Consider the following 16,043-nt stretch of genomic DNA (forward strand, 5'->3'; position numbering starts at 1 on the left):
GTGCCTTACGCCCCCTCAACCTGTGGTTGAATCTCTTTCCATGCAGAGCCGATTTGTTCTAAAAGCTCTGCAGCTTCGTCTAACTTGGCGACATCGTTCTTTAAATTCGCTTTAAGCAAGAGTTCACTCACGTATAAGTAGATTGACTCTAACCGCTCAGCTAGCTCGCCGCCTTTTTCTTTATCTAGCGCCGCCAATAAACCCAGGTGCACAATATCTGTTGCTTTAGCAATGGCCTTGCCTTTTTCTGCAACGTTACCGTTTTCCATATGCAACTTGGCCGCTCTGATTTGCTTTTGCACGCCATCAAATAACATTGCAATGAGCTTGTGCGGGCTTGCAGAAAGCACATGACTCTCTACATCCACACGACCATAAGCTGCTGCACCACGCATACCGTACATGATAATTCCCTCTAGTTACCTTGGCCTAACTGCGCATTTAATGATGCGAATTGTTGTTGCAAGTAAGCGCTGGTTGAATTCATATTCGCAATTAAGCTATCCATTTGAGCAAACTGCTTACGGTAGCGCTCCACAGTATTGAAAATTCGCTCTTCTTCTCTAATGTAACGGTCATCTAATCGGTCTAAACTGTTTTTAAAGCCACTGATACGGCTTTCCAGCGGACCATCTTCGGCCAACAAGTTGGTTAACGTATTATTTGTTAATGTTGAAAAACCATCGACCGTATCGGTTCCCGCGAAAAAGTTCTGTACGTCCGCCAACTGACCAGAAACAGCAGCGCTAAGTTTTGTCTCGTCGAGTGATAATTGCCCGCTTAACTCAACTTCAATACCAAGGTCGCTTAATGTTTTAAATGCACCTTCCACGCCGTTCGACATCGCATTTCGCAACTGTGATTGAACCGTGCGTAAACCACTGTCACCTAAAAGTTGACCTGAAGCACCAGTCTCTGCATCAAAATTGTTCAAACCAGACATGGTCTTCTGAAGTTCGTTGTATGCTTCTACAAATTCTTTTACTGCGCCGGTGATGCTCTCTTGATCACGACTCACTGTTATAGTGGCTTCGCCTTCTTTGGCTAGCGCCAATGTAACGCCTTCAATAGCCCCTTCAACCTGATTCGTTTGGCTAGTAATGGCGATACCATTTAGCGTTAGATTGGCATTTTGCGCGGTTACTTCGGTCGTACCGTCAGTTGCGAGATTACCCGCCAACGCACCACCGTAAGTAATATCTGTAATACCTGCATCGGTTCCTGTTTGCGTTGAACTGAATACCAATCGATAAGGCGTACCGCTGCCATCGTTGACAATCGAAGCCTGCACATCGGTTTGCGAGCTATTTATGGCGTCTCGAACATCGTCTAAGGAAGTTTGTCCATCGGCAAGATCAATCGTATGCGTGGTGCCGTTACCTAACGTAAATGAGACACTTCCAGTACCGGTACCCAAATTTGCAGTTTTATCCGCCACACCTTGGGTAGCAACGCTATATGAACGCGCTAAGTTCGTTACATTCACTGAATAACTACCCGTTGCGGTATTATTCGATGCTGCAACACTTAGAACATCGTTGTTTACACTGCTTGTTGTAGCGCCAAAAGTATTCGCTTCACCAAGTTTCTTTACGGCATCTTGAAACTTAGTTAAGCCACTCTCTAACTTCCCGTAGGCAGATATTTTCGCTTCATAGCTACGCTTTTGTTGCGTGATCGGCTGTAGCCGCTGTCGCTCAGCCGACTCCAACTGATTCAGCAAGCCGTTCAGGTCTAATCCTGATCCGATACCGAGTGCTGCTATTGATGCCATGGTGCTAACCCCTATTTCTCATGCCAATCAGTTTGCATGAATAAATTCAATTCAAAACCGATAAAAAGCGACGCAAAACACGCCTATTCTGTATATCGGCCACAATTTGTTCAACTTTAGTGATTTTTTCGGTTACCGGAGAAATGCTTCAACTTTCCGGTATTAAAATATCGCGAATACGACCCAATTCAGCTAGCGCAGCGCCTTCAATGGGGGAACCTAACTTATCATCAGGAGCCATTTTATGTGGCGAGATACGAACACGATTGACGCGCTTTTTAGCGTCTAAGCCAACAACCCAGCCAAACTGACCTTTTTCAAAACGGAGCAATGAACCAATAGGTAGCGGCCCGAAATGTGAAACGTAACGCTTCACCCACGCTTCATCAAACTGATCTAGCCTTGTTTGCATTGATTTACCAGCGGCAACAGGCGTTATCGCTGGACGATCAGGTCGGTGCCGCTGCATTGCATCAATTGCATCGACCACCGCAGCTGCCCGCGCCAACTGACCCAATTGCTTGTCCTTAAGTCCATTGGGATAACCGGAGCCATCCAAGCGTTCATTGATTTGTGCAATCACATTGTCACGAACAACCGGCGCAAGCCACTTCACACCGTCTAATTTTTCAATAATCGCTTCCACGTGACTTTGCATTTCTTCGTACACATCGGTACTTAATGTCGTCGCTTTCCAAATTTCCGGGGGAAGCGTGCCCTTACCAAGATCATGAACCATTGCCGCCGCAACCACTGCTTTACGCAGGTCACGCGGCATTTTTGCCGCATTTAACAAATCAGCCAAACGAACGGCAACAGCTAACCCATGCTTCACCCAGCGCGATTCGCGATGAATACAATGCACCGAGAATAAGGTTTCTTGGCGGTCATCTTCGAGCATATCTAAAATGCGGTCTGCATGAAGTGACAACTGCGACGAGTTCACCGGTTGCCCTTGCTTCATCACCACCATCTGACTATCAAGATAACCGGCAATGCGAGCCATTTTTCGAGCCATCGGTGTCGCATAAGTATGCCCATGGCGGCGACTCAATTTAATATCGTTCTCGTCGCGAACACGGAATAACTCCGATTCACTGCGGCTATCACCATTACCAGCACTACGTGAAGCTTCACGCTCAATTTCACGCACATAACCCCAAATTTCTCGTTCTTGCGGCTTACTCACATCTTCAAATTCAAATCCAACCGCCAGCACTTGACGATCATTGTCGGTTTTTAAATGCCGCACCTTGGCTTTTACTTCAAACGAGGTACCGTTCGGAAAATACAGCTCAATCTCAGTCGCAATATCTGGTAACACTCGCGACACGCCATCTTGCATGAAAAACTCTGCCAAACACCCTGTGGCCGACAGATCTTTCAAGTCGCCCTGTAGCTCGACGAGTTCATCTTTATCGTTATCTTTAGTGCGAACATGTACACCCACGTTCATGCCAATACGCAAACTGGCGCGGAAACTCGCGCGACGCTGTTTCACATGAATTTCGGTAGGCCAATCGACATAGGCTAGAAGACGACTATCAACCGTGGTGAATTCGCGAACAGCCATGGGGTTCGAGCGAACGAGACCACCGGGGGTAAAACCTGAAAGGATAAACTTACCACCACGTCGCAGTGGTGGCGCTACATCACGAATCGCGGTGAGATCAAAAAGGAGGTAATCTTCTTCGAGTTGTTCAACCAGCACCACAGGATGATCTTTTTCCGCAGGCCCAAGCAACGTCAACACCGCCACGCCCGGCTGACTCAATGCGTCATAATATGTCGCAAGCTCAACCAAGCTGTTTATTGGCGTAAATTCATTTTCGCTCGTTTGAGCGTGTTGACTGGCCTCGCTCACGCGATGCTCCTTTCCTTAGTTATGTTCTGGTTCCATTTATCGGCATGTGCGCTAATGCCTTTAACTGACCCCTAATATAGCAAGCGTTTGTGCTCCCTTCGAAAATATTTTTAGCTTTTTGAAAAAAATTTCTAAAGGTTTTTTTTAACCCACCGATAACCCTTAGCGACGGCAGGCCAAACTAGGCAGCCTAATTTGGAAACAGAAGGAATAAGACTATGTCAGTTATCAATACAAACATTACCTCGCTGATTGGTCAGCAGAACCTCCAGAAGTCGCAATCTTCTTTGCAAACCTCTATGGAGCGTCTGTCTTCAGGCCTGCGTATCAACAGTGCCAAAGACGATGCAGCTGGCCAAGCTATCGCGAACAAAATGACGGCTCAAATCCGCGGTTTGACACAAGCTCAACGTAATGCCAACGACGGTATTTCATTAGCTCAAACAGCTGAAGGTGCCTTAAATCAAGTTAACGACAACTTGCAGCGTATGCGTGAACTAACTGTCCAGGCTCAGAACGGTACGAACTCAGCTGACGACGTTGCGTCCATTCAGGCTGAAGTAGATGAGCGTCTTGCGGAAATCAGCCGCGTTGTAGCCCAATCTGAATTTAACGGTAACGCTTTATTTGATCCTGCAGCGGACATCGAAATTCAAGTGGGTGCAAATGATGGACAAACAATCACTATCGCATCAGCAACTTTAGCGTCTGCGGCATTTGATCTAGGCACATTCGATGTGACTACCGGAACTTTGGCTGACCTAGATACAGCAATCGGAGCAGTCGACACAACGCGGTCTAACTTAGGTGCTGTTCAAAACCGTCTCGAGTCAGCTATCGATAACATCGCTACTACAGTAACTAATTTGTCAGCAGCGCGTTCACGTATCGAAGACGCTGATTACGCAGTTGAAGTATCGAACATGACTCGTTCGCAAATTCTTCAGCAGGCTGGTACTTCGGTTCTTGCGCAAGCAAACCAGGTTCCACAAGGCGTATTGTCACTGTTGGGTTAATCACTTAACTAGTGCAAACTCAATAGCAGGCTCCCTCGGGAGCCTGTTTTGTTTGTAAGCAGGTAGGATAATCACTATGAAATCTGCAGGCGCAACCATCACATCAGAGCAACTCATCAATGATGTGATTCCTAAGCTAAAAACGGTCGAGTTTATTTTGGAGAGCAAACTCAAAGCCGCCATTGAAAACAGCAAGGATGCGCAGCAACAGGCTAAATATCAGGTTTATCAGCAAGAATTTCAGTTAGAATTAATGATGATTCAGATGAACTTAGATCACCTGTTAACTCGGTACGCCGATATTATTAAACCGCAAGGCCGACGCGCGGAAAATACCTATTTGGAACTCGACGACAGCGAGCGCGTTGCGCTTAGCACTATTATGAATTTGTATAACAAAGTCAGTGAATTAGCTTCCACTTTATAACCTATAATAATCGGCTAAAGTTTGTCCGATTTCAGCCGATATTCCAATATAAGCGAAAAATATTTTCGTATTTTTGGAGATGACACTATGGCTACCCCAATTAATGAAGCCACTTCCAATTGGCCGGTGACAACCGCTGCCGCTGAAAAGCAGCGACTAGACCGCGTATTGCAGCAATTACCTGCCGTACGTCAAAGCGAAGCGCAACGAGAAATAAAAAAAGACGAGTTAGTGAAACCAGTTCAACAGATTAATGAAGTCATGAATAACTATGGCATTCATTTTGAGTTTGATGATGGTTCAGGCCGCACCATTGTCAAAGTGGTAAGCCAAGAAACAGGCGAAGTGATTCGTCAAATTCCAAACGAAGAAGTGCTACGTATTGCTCAGCATTTGCATGAAATGAGTGGGTTACTGGTACGCGAAGAGGCTTAACGCCTCTTCACACCAGCCAACTCGTTACACCTGCATATTCATAATATCTTTATACGCACTCACCAATTTATTGCGCACCTGAACACCCATTTCAAATGCCAAGCCGGCTTTTTGCTTATCGACCATCACTTGGTTCAACGACACATTCGGGTCGCCAAGTTGAAACGCTGTCGTTGTTGCCGCAGAGGTTTGTTGTAGCGAGTTAATGCGTTCAATTGAATTTTTCAATTCACCTGCAAAACTGCCTTTTTGTGTTTGCTCAAGGCCTGGTTGCACATTCAAATTCACCTTAGCAGCGGCTGGTGCAGCAACCTCTGCTTTCATGGTTTGCATTTGTTGTAATGCGGTTTGAATAGCCGGTACGCTCATTACTAATTCCTTCTAACCCACTTCTTTGATTGCAGCAACTATACCCATTCAATGCAAAACTGAAGCCCGCAATAAAGCATAAAAAAGTGCGTTTATTACCACTTTGACTTGTTTTTCCTTGCGCATAATGTGCAGTAGATAAATCCGTGCACAAATTGAATTGAGATACCCAATGGAAGCAACGCAAGCACAAACAATGAGCAGTCCAGCGGCAGCGAATGCAGCGCCTCCGCAATGGCTGAATAAGCTAAAGCAAAGCGGTTTAGTGCCCTTACTAATTGGTGGTGCGGCGTTTATTGGCTTGGTGTTTGCGTTAGTGATGTGGGCAAGCGCACCAGAATATCGGGTGTTGTATAGTAACCTGAGTGAAGCCGATGGCGGCAGAATTGTCAGCGAACTTGATGCCCGCCAAGTGAAATATCAGCTTAACAGCACTGGTAGTATTTTGGTCCCAAGTGATCAAGTACATAAGCTTCGTTTACAAATGGCAGAACAAGGTTTACCGCAAGGTGGCAACGCCGGTTTCTCCCTTATGGATAATCAAGCGTTCGGTATCAGCCAATTTGCCGAGCAGGTTAACTTCCAGCGTGCGCTCGAAGGCGAACTCGCCAGCTCCATGGAATCGCTAGGACCGGTGCAAAAAGCACGCGTGCACCTTGCGATGGCGAAAGCCTCAGTGTTTGTGCGTGAGCGCGAACCAGCGAAAGCTTCAGTAATTTTAACCTTGCATCCTGGTCGTAAGCTTGGTGACGGCCAAGTACAAGCCATAATTCATATGGTATCGAGCAGCGTACCTGAGCTTGCACCGGACAATGTTACTGTTGTTGACCAATACGGTGCGTTACTTTCCCAAAATAACCGCGATGATGCTTTAAGTGGCTCAAAGCTAGATTATATTCAACAAGTTGAGCGTTCGTATCAGCAACGTATTGAGAACATCCTGATTCCTATTTTGGGTCGTGACAACATCAAAGCGCAGGTTGTCGCGCAAGTTGACTTTTCGAAGCGTGAAGCGACGGCTGAGCGATACAGCCCAAACCAAACCCCCGAAACCGCCGCTATTCGTAGCATTCAACGTAATACCAACCTGCAAGGTAACGGTGTTGGTGCAACGGGCGTTCCTGGCGCATTAACGAATACACCACCGGGCGTTGAGCCGTCACCGATTGAAACAACTGCCGAAGGCAATGAGACGGAAACGACGGCAGCCACAGGCAATCGCGCAGTGCAACAAGACCAAGTCGTGAACTACGAGCTCGACCGCTTTGTTGAGCATGTGGATCACCAGCGCGGTCAGCTTGAGCGTTTATCGGTAGCTGTGGTGATAAACCACCGTACCGTGCTTGATGACGAAGGCAATCCTGAGCTCGTTCGACGCAGCGATGAGGAGCTCGAATACATCAACCGTCTCGTGCGCCAAGCCATGGGCTTTCAAGAAGCGCGCGGTGACCAAATTGAAGTGGTAAACAGTCCGTTTGTAAGCGAGCAAGAATCTGTTGTTGAAGAACCTTGGTACAAACAACCTGCTGTGATGCAACTGGCGCAAAACGTGGTGCGTTACGTAGTAGCCGGCATCGGCATTTTGCTTCTTTACTTATTACTGCTACGCCCTGTCATGAAGCGCTATTTACATGTTTCGCCGGCGGCCGAAGGCTCAGCAACTAACGGTAGAGGAACGCTACGCGCGGTGGTTGGTGACGATGATGACATGGAAGACGTTGTGGTGAAACGTCGCCGCCGTAAAGATGGGTCCAACTACGATGCTGAAGATGACTCGAACGTCGCCGAAGATCAAGGCGATAGCTTCCATTGGCCAGAGCAGCGTAACAACAAGAGCTACACCCAAGCCTTAGCAAAAGCGAAAGAAGTAGCGCAAACGAATCCGCGCCAAGTTGCTCGTATCTTACAGAATTGGATGAACGATGATGACCACGTCTAACGCACCTGACAAAAGTGTCGCTAAAGAAATGACCGGCCTGCGTCGTACGGCGCTGCTGCTGTTGATGCTGGAAGAAGAATCGGCAGCGGAAGTATTTAAGCATTTTGCGCCAAATCAGATTCAGAAAATCAGCAAAGAGATGACGAAGCTATCCGATGTGTCGCATGCAGACATTAAAGCTGCGCTTGAAATGTTCCACAGTGATTTAGCGAACACACCTTCACTCGACAAATATGATGATTATGTACGCTCGGTTCTCACGAAAGCATTAGGTTCAGACCGCGCCAATACGCTCATTGAAGATGTGTTAGAGCACAAAGTTGGCGGCATTGGTATTGATGCATTGAATATGATGGACGTGCCAGAAGTGGCCGAGATGATCAAAGACGAGCATCCGCAGATTATCGCCACCATCTTGATTCACTTAGACCGTGCGCAAGCCGCTGGTGTATTGGAGTTGTTTGAAGAGCGCTTGCGTAACGATGTGGTGCTGCGTGTTGCGACGTTTACCGGCGTACAGCCGGCGGCATTGCAAGAGCTCACCGAGGTACTCGGTGGCATGCTTGATGGTCAGTCGCTGAAACGCAGCAAAATGGGTGGTGTGCGCACCGCCGCAGAAATTCTTAACTTGCTTAGTGCCGGTCAAGAAGACACCGCACTTGAAAACATTCGCGCTTACAACGATGAATTGGCGCAGAAAATTGTCGACGAAATGTTCTTGTTCGAAAACCTTATGGACTTGGACGACCGCAGTATTCAAGTACTACTGCGCCAAATCGAAACCACTTCACTGGTGGTGGCACTCAAGGGTGCCGACGATGCCTTGGTGGAGAAATTTTTACGCAATATGTCACAGCGAGCAGCACAGCTTATTCGCGAAGAAATGGAAACCCGTGGGCCAATTCGTGTTTCTCAAGTGGAAAGCGAACAGAAAGCCATTCTGCAAGTGGTTCGGCGTTTGGCCGACTCGGGTGAAATTGTGTTGAGTAGTGGTGATGATGCCTACGTCTAACACCAATAATCAGTGGCGCAGTTGGAATATGGAGCCGTTGTCTGCCAAGCAGCAACGCGATGCTTCGCAACAGCAAAAAGCAGAACAAGCGCAGTTCGATCAGCAAAGTGAACTACGCCAACTGCGTGAGCGAGCTCGCCAAGAAGCCTATAACGAGGGCTTAAAAGCGGGTCATGAAGCCGGCTATCAAGCAGGTTATGACGAAGGTTTAAATATAGGGCGCGAAGAAGGACTTACTGAATATAACGCACAGTTACAAGCCGCCTTAGTGCCAATCGCTGACCTGATTAAGGAAGCGGATACAGCTGTGCAAGGTATGGATGCGCATTTATCAGAAAGCCTGTTGCAACTGTCGTTAACTGTCGGTCGGCAGCTAGCTGGTGAAGCGTTAGCAGCGAATCCTGAACAAGTTTTAGAGTTAATTCGGGCGATTTTGCACGAAGACCCAATGCTTACCGACAAACCAGTGTTGTTGCTTAATCCAGATGACTTAGAGCTAGTCAAACAGCATTTAGAGCACGAAATTGCCACGGTCGGCTGGAAACTACGAGCTGATGATCGTCTTGAGCGTGGCGGATGTCGTTTAATTAGCGCTAACGGCGAGCTCGATGCCACTATCGAAACCCGTTGGCAACGCATTGTACACCAATTACGAGGACGCCATGGCTAACGCCCAGCAGCAATTGCATCAATGGCAGGTGACACTGAATAGTGTCAACCAGCGTCTGCAGCACCTACCACAATGGTACCTGTGCGGCCGTTTGATGCGTGCTACCGGCATGGTGCTTGAAGCTGTTGGTTTAAAACTCCCAGTGGGTAGTAGCTGTGTCATTGAAATGCCGCAGCAAGGCGAGGTTTTAGTTGAAGCGGAAGTGGTTGGTTTTGCCGGTGACGTGACCTATTTGATGCCTCTTAACGCAGTTCAAGGGCTGGTACCTGGCGCTCGCGTCATGCCGCTCAACGATGGTCACCATGATAGCCGTCGATTCCCGTTAGGCGAGAGTTTATTAGGCCGCGTTCTTGATGGTAGCGGACGCCCACTTGATAACAAACCGTTACCAAAGCAATCTGAATACGGCTATTTGGCAACCACAACCATCAACCCAATGCTTCGCGCGCCCATTGATACCTCGATTGATGTTGGCATCCGCGCCATCAATGGTTTGCTCAGTGTTGGTCGTGGTCAACGCATGGGGCTTTTTGCTGGCTCTGGTGTTGGTAAGTCGGTATTACTCGGCATGATGGCACGATTCACCAAAGCTGACGTGATTGTGGTTGGTCTGATTGGCGAGCGGGGTCGTGAGGTTCAAGAATTTATTGACCATATTCTTGGCGAAGCGGGTATGGCTCGTTCCGTTGTTGTTGCCGCACCGGCTGACTCCTCGCCGTTACAACGTTTACAGGGTGCATCCTATGCGACACGTCTCGCTGAGGATTTCCGCGATAAAGGCAAGCATGTCTTACTGATCATGGATTCATTGACTCGCTTTGCCATGGCGCAACGTGAAATTGCCTTGGCGATTGGTGAGCCACCGGCCACCAAAGGTTACCCGCCGAGTGTGTTTGCTAAAATTCCAGCTCTTGTTGAGCGCGCTGGAAACGGTGTTCGCGGTGGTGGTTCAATTACGGCGTTTTATACCGTCTTAACTGAAGGCGATGACCAACAAGACCCGATTGCGGATTCTACCCGAGCCATTCTTGATGGCCACATTGTATTGTCGCGCCATTTAGCTGAGAGCGGTCACTACCCCGCAATTGATGTTGAAGCATCGATTAGTCGCGTGATGCCGTCGGTAACCACGCTTGGTCAACAGCAACAAGCTCAACGACTGAAAAAATTGTTCTCAGTGTATCAGCGCAATCGTGACTTAATTAGCGTTGGTGCCTATAGCCCCGGACATGATCCATTGTTAGACCAAGCGGTACAAAAATTCCCGCAAATTGAAGCCTATTTGCAGCAAAAAATGTCGGAACAAGCATCGACTGCACAAGCACAGCAGCGTTTAACTGAATTGGTTGGAGGTGCCTAAGCATGAATGGATTTGTTTTAGCCCACTTGACTGAGCAAGCTGAGAAAGCACGCAATGAGGCAGCCAAATTATTGGCAGAAGAACGCCAAAACAAACACAAAATTGCGCAACAGTTACAAACGTTACAACAATATCGAAACGATTATGCGGTGCAGCTTCATCAACAGATGCAAAACGGTATCGCGAGCCATTTACTAAGCAACTATCGTCAGTTTTTAGCGAGTTTAGATAGCGCCGTCGCGCGGGCTCAAAATGCGTTAGTCGATCAAGAAACAAAAGTAGATAAAAGCCAACAATTTTGGCAGACCAAACAACGTAAATTGGCATCTTATGAAACCTTAGCTGACCGCAAGCAGGCAGCCGAAGTTAAAGTAGCCATGAAACACGAACAGAAGCTCGCTGATGAGCTGTCGTTAGCCATGTACATGCGTCAGCGTGGGCTGCGTTAGGAGAAAAAAGGTGAGTATGATGGTTAATTTCAATAATTTAATGACGACTACACCAGCCAGCACCAAAGGCGCTGCTGCATCGACAGATACACAAGCACCGATCTCAGGCTTTGCTGCGCTTTTTGCCGCGCTGTCGAACCACTCCGGCTCACAATCTGGGGTAAATACCTACTCATTCGACGCCACAACAACAGAAGCTCAGCTTCAGCAATTGGCCAACAATTTAAAGCCAAGTGAGCAAGAGCAGTTACTAGAGCAGGCCGAGTTGAATCCCGAAGCCATTGCTCAGATTTTAGCGCAGCTACAACAGCAACAAGCTTTGCAACAGCCTCAATCAGCCCAGTCGGTTGCGAACAAGCCATCTGTGCAGGCCGTTGTTGCGAATGCTGTTAGCGCAGCTCAACCGCAACGCCAACCGGTAGCAACCAACCAGATATCGCCGGTCATCACTGATGAACCAAGTACAACGACTGCCTCCGCCCCTGTCAGTAATAATGCAGTGTCGACAAAACCTGTCGAGCAATTAGCCGCGTCTGTTCCTGTCGCTACACCTGAACCTGAACAGGCAAAACCTGACATCCGTGGCTCAAGTGCGCCGCTGACAACTGAGTTGAATTCAGTTAAACCGACCACTCAACTAGAAACCACTCGCACCGTTCAAGCACCGGTTTCGACGATGAGCGCAAGCGTCGTCATGGTTGAAGCACCGGTTGCTCAATCAGTGCAATCAGCCCAAACGGCACCGACAACACCAAGCACAACAGCAGCGACGGCGTCACTTACAGCACCGGTCGGTAGCCAAGCTTGGGCGAACCAATTACAGCAAAACGTGATGCAAATGGTCATGCATAATCAAAATGAAATGACTTTACGCTTGCATCCAGCAGAACTTGGCCCGCTACAAGTTCAGTTGCGCATGGATGACAACACGGCACAGTTAAATATTTTGACGCACAGCCAACAGGTTCGTGGCGCGCTAGAACAAGCTATGTCGACCTTGCGTGATGCACTTGCTAACCAAGGCATTCAATTGGGTGAATCGCAAGTGAGCGATCAAGGACAGCAATTTGCGCAACAGCAGGCTCGCCAGCAAGCACAACAATGGGCAGCAAATTCGCAAAATAATGGACAAAATACCAACGAAAGCACTGTAGAAAATTCAGAATCGGCCGAGAATACTGACATGGGCTCAAATTCTCGGCATACTGCCGCCGCTCATAACGGTCAAGTTGATACGTTTGCTTAATGAGTACGTTGGTAAAAATTAAAGGATAAGAAAATGGCGCGCAAAAATGACTCTCAAGCAGCACCTGGCAACAGTAATTCGCCAATTATGCTGATCATTTTGATTTTAGTGTTGGTGCTAATTGGTCTCAACACCTATTTACTATGGGATACGCGTAACTTGGCGGCAGCTTCTGCCATCGGCGCAGTTCAAGCAGAGCCAGAACCAACCGACCCAGTATTTGTGAACATTTCGCCATTTACGGTGAATTTGCAGAGTGATCAGTTTGGTCCGCGCTTATTATATGCAGGGCTGACATTAGAAGTGCCAAGCGAGAAAGTTAAAGCAACACTCATGAAAAATATGCCGCAAGTTCGTAATCGCTTGTTAGTGTTGTTATCAGGTCAAGAAGCCGAGAGCATCGCGCAATCAGAAGGCAAGAAAGTGCTCGCGAAAAGCATTATGGATTCACTCAGCGCACCTTATCAAGGTGACGAAGAGCTCGCTATAAACGACGTCTTGTTTACCGAATTCATTGTTCAGTAAGCATGAAAATACGGCGTGAATAAGCATAAACTAAAGAGAACACATGAGTAACGGACACCAACTGTCACAAGAAGAGCTTGATGCATTATTGGCGGGTATCGCTCCCGAGGATGATGTTGATGCTGATGACCAGACTACGGCTCCTCTTAGCCATGATGCTGGCGTCGATGTATTGACACCAAAACCCAAGCGTAAGGTGAAACAACAGCCGTTTGATCCGGGATCACAAGCGCGTATTGTACGTGAGCGCTTACATACCCTAGAGGTCATTAACGAGCGCTTCGCACGTCAATTTCGCATGAACCTGTTTAACTTGTTGCGCCGTAACGCTGACATTTCGGTTGAGTCGGTAAAATACCAACGCTTTAGCGATTTTGCTGACGCGACGCCAACACCGACCAATTTAAACATTATCTCAATGAAGCCGTTGCGCGGCAGCGCACTTGTTGTGTTCCCGCACGCGCTTGTATCGATGATTGTCGAGAATTTATTTGGCGGCGATGGTCGTTTTATGACCCGCAACGAAGCGCGAGAATTTACCGGTACTGAACAACGAATCATCAATCGTGTTCTTAATTTGGCGATCGATGCCTACCAAGAGTCGTGGCGTGCTGTCCACCCGCTAGAAATCAGCTACATTCGCTCTGAAATGCAGCCTAAATTTGCGGCAATCACCAGCTCGCCAAGTGAAATCGTCGTAACGACTACATTTCACCTCGAAGTTGGTAACCTCGATAGTAATTTTAAAATTTGTATGCCATACGCCATGGTTGAGCCGTTGCGTGACAAGCTCACCAACTTACGCGCCGATATCGGCGGAAATAGTAACGACAAAGCATGGCGCCAACGCATCACACATGAACTACAGGCATCAAGTGTCGAGCTCATTGCTAATTTTGTTGATATTCCAATGCGAATTCCGCAGGTCATGTCACTGAAACCTGGCGATGTCCTCCCAATTGAGCTACCCGAAACCGTCACTGCAACAGTGAATGCCTTGCCAATCATGGAATGTGAGTTTGGCAGTCTCAACGACAATCGTGCGCTCAAAGTGAAGCGATTACTCGAAAATCATCGATACCCGCAGTCACTTCTGCGTGAACGAAATAAAGGCGGTGTTTTTACCCCGTTGCGTGCCAAGGAGTCCTCTGATGACGAATAAAGACAAATTAAATCCTGATAACGAGCAAGACCCGTGGGCTGATGCGCTGGAAGAGAACGCTGACGCTGCCCCAGATGAAAATGCGAATAGTGTATTTAAACCACTAGAAAATTCCGTTCAATCAAGCTCAATGAATGAACTGGATATCATCATGGATATTCCGGTGAAGTTGAGTGTGGAATTAGGCCGTACCCGCATTACCATTAAACAGCTACTCGAATTAGCACAAGGCTCCGTGGTGGAACTTGATGGCTTAGCCGGTGAGCCAATGGACATCCTGATTAATGGCTATTTAATAGCTCAAGGCGAAGTGGTTGTTTTAGATGATAAATACGGTATTCGGATCACCGAGATTGTGACGCCGTCCGAACGTGTACAAAAGCTAAACCGATGAACGAACCAATGGCAGTAGAAGTGGACAGCGGCCTCGCACTCCTCGGCCAAGTAACATTGGTGCTGATTCTAATCATTGGCATTATTCTGCTGTGCGCCTGGTTATTCCGCAAAATGAATGGCACCTCTTTAGGCCACTCGAAACTGCTCAATGTCGTCGGCTCTGTTGCCGTCGGCCAGCGCGAGCGCGTCGTTATTGTCGAAATCAACAATACATGGTTGGTATTAGGGGTGGCATCAGGCAAGGTGAGCAAGCTCCATGAAATGCCTGCTCAAGAACGCCCAGAGGCTCAGCTAAATGGCTTCGCCGCGCGGTTGCAACAAGCTCTCAATAAAAACGCCTCGGCGCCATCCAAAGAGGCAAAATAATGCGTCGTATTTGGCTTATCATCATCGCTGTTGGTGTCTTTTGGTTGCCTGTTGAAACACTCGCCCAGTCTATTCCTGGTGTTTTAGTGGAGCCAACTGAAAATGGCGGTCAGCAATGGTCATTATCACTCCAAACCTTACTCTTTTTAACCAGCCTGACATTTTTACCCGCTGTTGTGCTTATGATGACTTGCTTCGTGCGACTTATCATCGTATTTGGTTTATTAAGAACCGCAATGGGTACTCAGTCAGCACCGCCTAATCAGGTATTGCTGGGGCTAGCGTTATTTCTGACATTCTTCATCATGGCACCGGTTTTCAACCAAATTTATGACATTGCCTGGTTGCCATTTAGTCAAGACAATATCGACTTCCCGCAGTTTTTAGAACTCGCGTCTGGCCCACTACGTGAATTTATGCTCGCACAAACTCGTGAGCCTGATTTGGCATTATTCGCAAATCTCGCTGACGTTGGTCCCATAGCTTCGCCCCAAGAAGTGCCATTTCACGTACTTGTACCTTCATTTGTAACCAGTGAACTTAAAACGGCATTCCAAATCGGTTTTACAATTTTTATTCCGTTTTTGATTATCGATTTAGTTGTGGCCAGTGTGCTTATGGCGCTCGGTATGATGATGGTTCCACCGGCAACCATTTCATTGCCATTTAAACTCATGCTGTTTGTTCTGGTGGATGGCTGGCAGTTACTGATTGGCTCGCTTGCGGCCAGCTTTTATGTGTAGGGGGCAACAATGACACCTGAAACAGTCATGACAATTGCCTACCAAGCCATGTTGCTTTGTGTCTATTTAGCTGGGCCTTTGTTGCTCACAGCTCTGCTACTCGGTTTGTTGATTAGTTTGTTTCAAGCCGCCACGCAAATTAACGAGATGACCTTAAGTTTTATTCCGAAAATTCTTGGTGTACTTGCGGTACTCGTGCTTATTGGCCCTTATCTGCTTCAGCTTATTATTGATTTCACCACGCGGTTATTCACCAATATTCCGTCCATGATTCAATAACGGAGTCGCGC

The 16,043-nt window shown here is 47.6% G+C and carries 19 protein-coding genes; 15 read left to right on the forward strand and 4 right to left on the reverse strand.

The genetic code is table 11. From position 1 onward, the window contains the following. Window positions 1-5 precede the first annotated feature (5 nt). The 3 genes from fliS to LG272_RS01975 form a co-directional block, all read right to left on the reverse strand. The gene (gene fliS, locus LG272_RS01965) at window positions 6-404 is read right to left on the reverse strand and encodes a flagellar export chaperone FliS (protein ID WP_404409303.1); all 399 of its coding nucleotides are present in this window, start codon (window positions 402-404) and stop codon (window positions 6-8) included. Between the two features lie 11 nt (window positions 405-415). Beyond that, complete coding sequence (gene fliD / locus LG272_RS01970; RefSeq protein WP_404409305.1) at window positions 416-1,774, reverse strand: flagellar filament capping protein FliD; 1,359 nt, start codon at window positions 1,772-1,774, stop codon at window positions 416-418. Window positions 1,775-1,922: 148 nt separating this feature from the next. After that, window positions 1,923-3,638 carry an HD domain-containing phosphohydrolase gene (locus tag LG272_RS01975; protein WP_404409307.1) on the reverse strand — a complete coding sequence of 572 codons (1,716 nt, stop codon included), beginning with the start codon at window positions 3,636-3,638 and terminating at the stop codon, window positions 1,923-1,925. A 218-nt stretch (window positions 3,639-3,856) separates the two neighbouring features. On the opposite strand from LG272_RS01975, the gene LG272_RS01980 reads away from it, so the two are divergent. The 3 genes from LG272_RS01980 to LG272_RS01990 all read left to right on the forward strand — a co-directional run bounded on the left by LG272_RS01980 (window position 3,857) and on the right by LG272_RS01990 (window position 5,516). Next, window positions 3,857-4,654: a flagellin gene (locus LG272_RS01980; RefSeq protein ID WP_404409309.1), complete on the forward strand. Its 798-nt coding sequence runs from the start codon at window positions 3,857-3,859 to the stop codon at window positions 4,652-4,654. Between the two features lie 76 nt (window positions 4,655-4,730). After that, on the forward strand, window positions 4,731-5,081 hold the full coding sequence (locus tag LG272_RS01985; protein ID WP_126759822.1) for a hypothetical protein: 351 nt from the start codon (window positions 4,731-4,733) through the stop codon (window positions 5,079-5,081). 87 nt (window positions 5,082-5,168) lie between these two features. Next, on the forward strand, window positions 5,169-5,516 hold the full coding sequence (locus LG272_RS01990) for a flagellar protein FlaG (RefSeq protein ID WP_126759823.1): 348 nt from the start codon (window positions 5,169-5,171) through the stop codon (window positions 5,514-5,516). Window positions 5,517-5,540: 24 nt separating this feature from the next. On the opposite strand, the gene fliE is transcribed toward LG272_RS01990, so the two are convergent. Further along, complete coding sequence (gene fliE, locus LG272_RS01995) at window positions 5,541-5,885, reverse strand: flagellar hook-basal body complex protein FliE (RefSeq protein WP_126759824.1); 345 nt, start codon at window positions 5,883-5,885, stop codon at window positions 5,541-5,543. A 172-nt stretch (window positions 5,886-6,057) separates the two neighbouring features. Between fliE and fliF the strand changes: the two genes are divergently transcribed. Genes fliF through fliQ form a run of 12 tightly spaced genes read left to right on the forward strand, consistent with a single transcriptional unit; the run spans window position 6,058 to window position 16,032 of the window. Continuing rightward, on the forward strand, window positions 6,058-7,824 hold the full coding sequence (gene fliF / locus LG272_RS02000) for a flagellar basal-body MS-ring/collar protein FliF (RefSeq protein WP_126759825.1): 1,767 nt from the start codon (window positions 6,058-6,060) through the stop codon (window positions 7,822-7,824). Continuing rightward, window positions 7,808-8,836 (forward strand): flagellar motor switch protein FliG, encoded by a 1,029-nt coding sequence (gene fliG / locus LG272_RS02005; RefSeq protein WP_198678584.1) that lies wholly within the window; start codon window positions 7,808-7,810, stop codon window positions 8,834-8,836. The genes fliF and fliG overlap by 17 nt, the downstream gene beginning before the upstream one ends. Beyond that, a complete protein-coding gene (locus LG272_RS02010) occupies window positions 8,820-9,506 on the forward strand; it encodes a flagellar assembly protein FliH (protein ID WP_404409312.1) in 687 nt (228 codons plus the stop codon). Before fliG ends, LG272_RS02010 begins: the two co-directional genes overlap by 17 nt. Continuing rightward, window positions 9,499-10,866 (forward strand): flagellar protein export ATPase FliI, encoded by a 1,368-nt coding sequence (gene fliI, locus LG272_RS02015; protein WP_404409967.1) that lies wholly within the window; start codon window positions 9,499-9,501, stop codon window positions 10,864-10,866. Before LG272_RS02010 ends, fliI begins: the two co-directional genes overlap by 8 nt. Before the next feature lie 2 nt (window positions 10,867-10,868). After that, window positions 10,869-11,315 carry a flagellar export protein FliJ gene (gene fliJ, locus LG272_RS02020; RefSeq protein ID WP_126759827.1) on the forward strand — a complete coding sequence of 149 codons (447 nt, stop codon included), beginning with the start codon at window positions 10,869-10,871 and terminating at the stop codon, window positions 11,313-11,315. A 16-nt stretch (window positions 11,316-11,331) separates the two neighbouring features. Continuing rightward, window positions 11,332-12,561 (forward strand): flagellar hook-length control protein FliK, encoded by a 1,230-nt coding sequence (locus LG272_RS02025; RefSeq protein WP_404409315.1) that lies wholly within the window; start codon window positions 11,332-11,334, stop codon window positions 12,559-12,561. 33 nt (window positions 12,562-12,594) lie between these two features. Further along, the gene (fliL, locus tag LG272_RS02030; RefSeq protein WP_404409317.1) at window positions 12,595-13,086 is read left to right on the forward strand and encodes a flagellar basal body-associated protein FliL; all 492 of its coding nucleotides are present in this window, start codon (window positions 12,595-12,597) and stop codon (window positions 13,084-13,086) included. Window positions 13,087-13,129: 43 nt separating this feature from the next. Further along, the gene (fliM, locus tag LG272_RS02035) at window positions 13,130-14,248 is read left to right on the forward strand and encodes a flagellar motor switch protein FliM (RefSeq protein WP_126759830.1); all 1,119 of its coding nucleotides are present in this window, start codon (window positions 13,130-13,132) and stop codon (window positions 14,246-14,248) included. After that, complete coding sequence (fliN, locus tag LG272_RS02040) at window positions 14,238-14,642, forward strand: flagellar motor switch protein FliN (RefSeq protein WP_126759831.1); 405 nt, start codon at window positions 14,238-14,240, stop codon at window positions 14,640-14,642. The genes fliM and fliN overlap by 11 nt, the downstream gene beginning before the upstream one ends. A gap of 8 nt (window positions 14,643-14,650) precedes the next feature. Beyond that, window positions 14,651-15,010, forward strand: a complete 360-nt coding sequence (gene fliO / locus LG272_RS02045) for a flagellar biosynthetic protein FliO (protein ID WP_198678586.1) — start codon at window positions 14,651-14,653, stop codon at window positions 15,008-15,010. After that, window positions 15,010-15,753, forward strand: coding sequence for a flagellar type III secretion system pore protein FliP (fliP, locus tag LG272_RS02050; RefSeq protein WP_126759833.1), 744 nt, complete (start codon window positions 15,010-15,012; stop codon window positions 15,751-15,753). Before fliO ends, fliP begins: the two co-directional genes overlap by 1 nt. Window positions 15,754-15,762: 9 nt before the next feature. Continuing rightward, complete coding sequence (fliQ, locus tag LG272_RS02055) at window positions 15,763-16,032, forward strand: flagellar biosynthesis protein FliQ (RefSeq protein ID WP_055439886.1); 270 nt, start codon at window positions 15,763-15,765, stop codon at window positions 16,030-16,032. Window positions 16,033-16,043: the final 11 nt, after the last annotated feature.

Origin of the sequence: Pseudidiomarina marina, assembly GCF_044807045.1 — a bacterium.
Lineage (GTDB): Bacteria > Pseudomonadota > Gammaproteobacteria > Enterobacterales > Alteromonadaceae > Pseudidiomarina > Pseudidiomarina marina.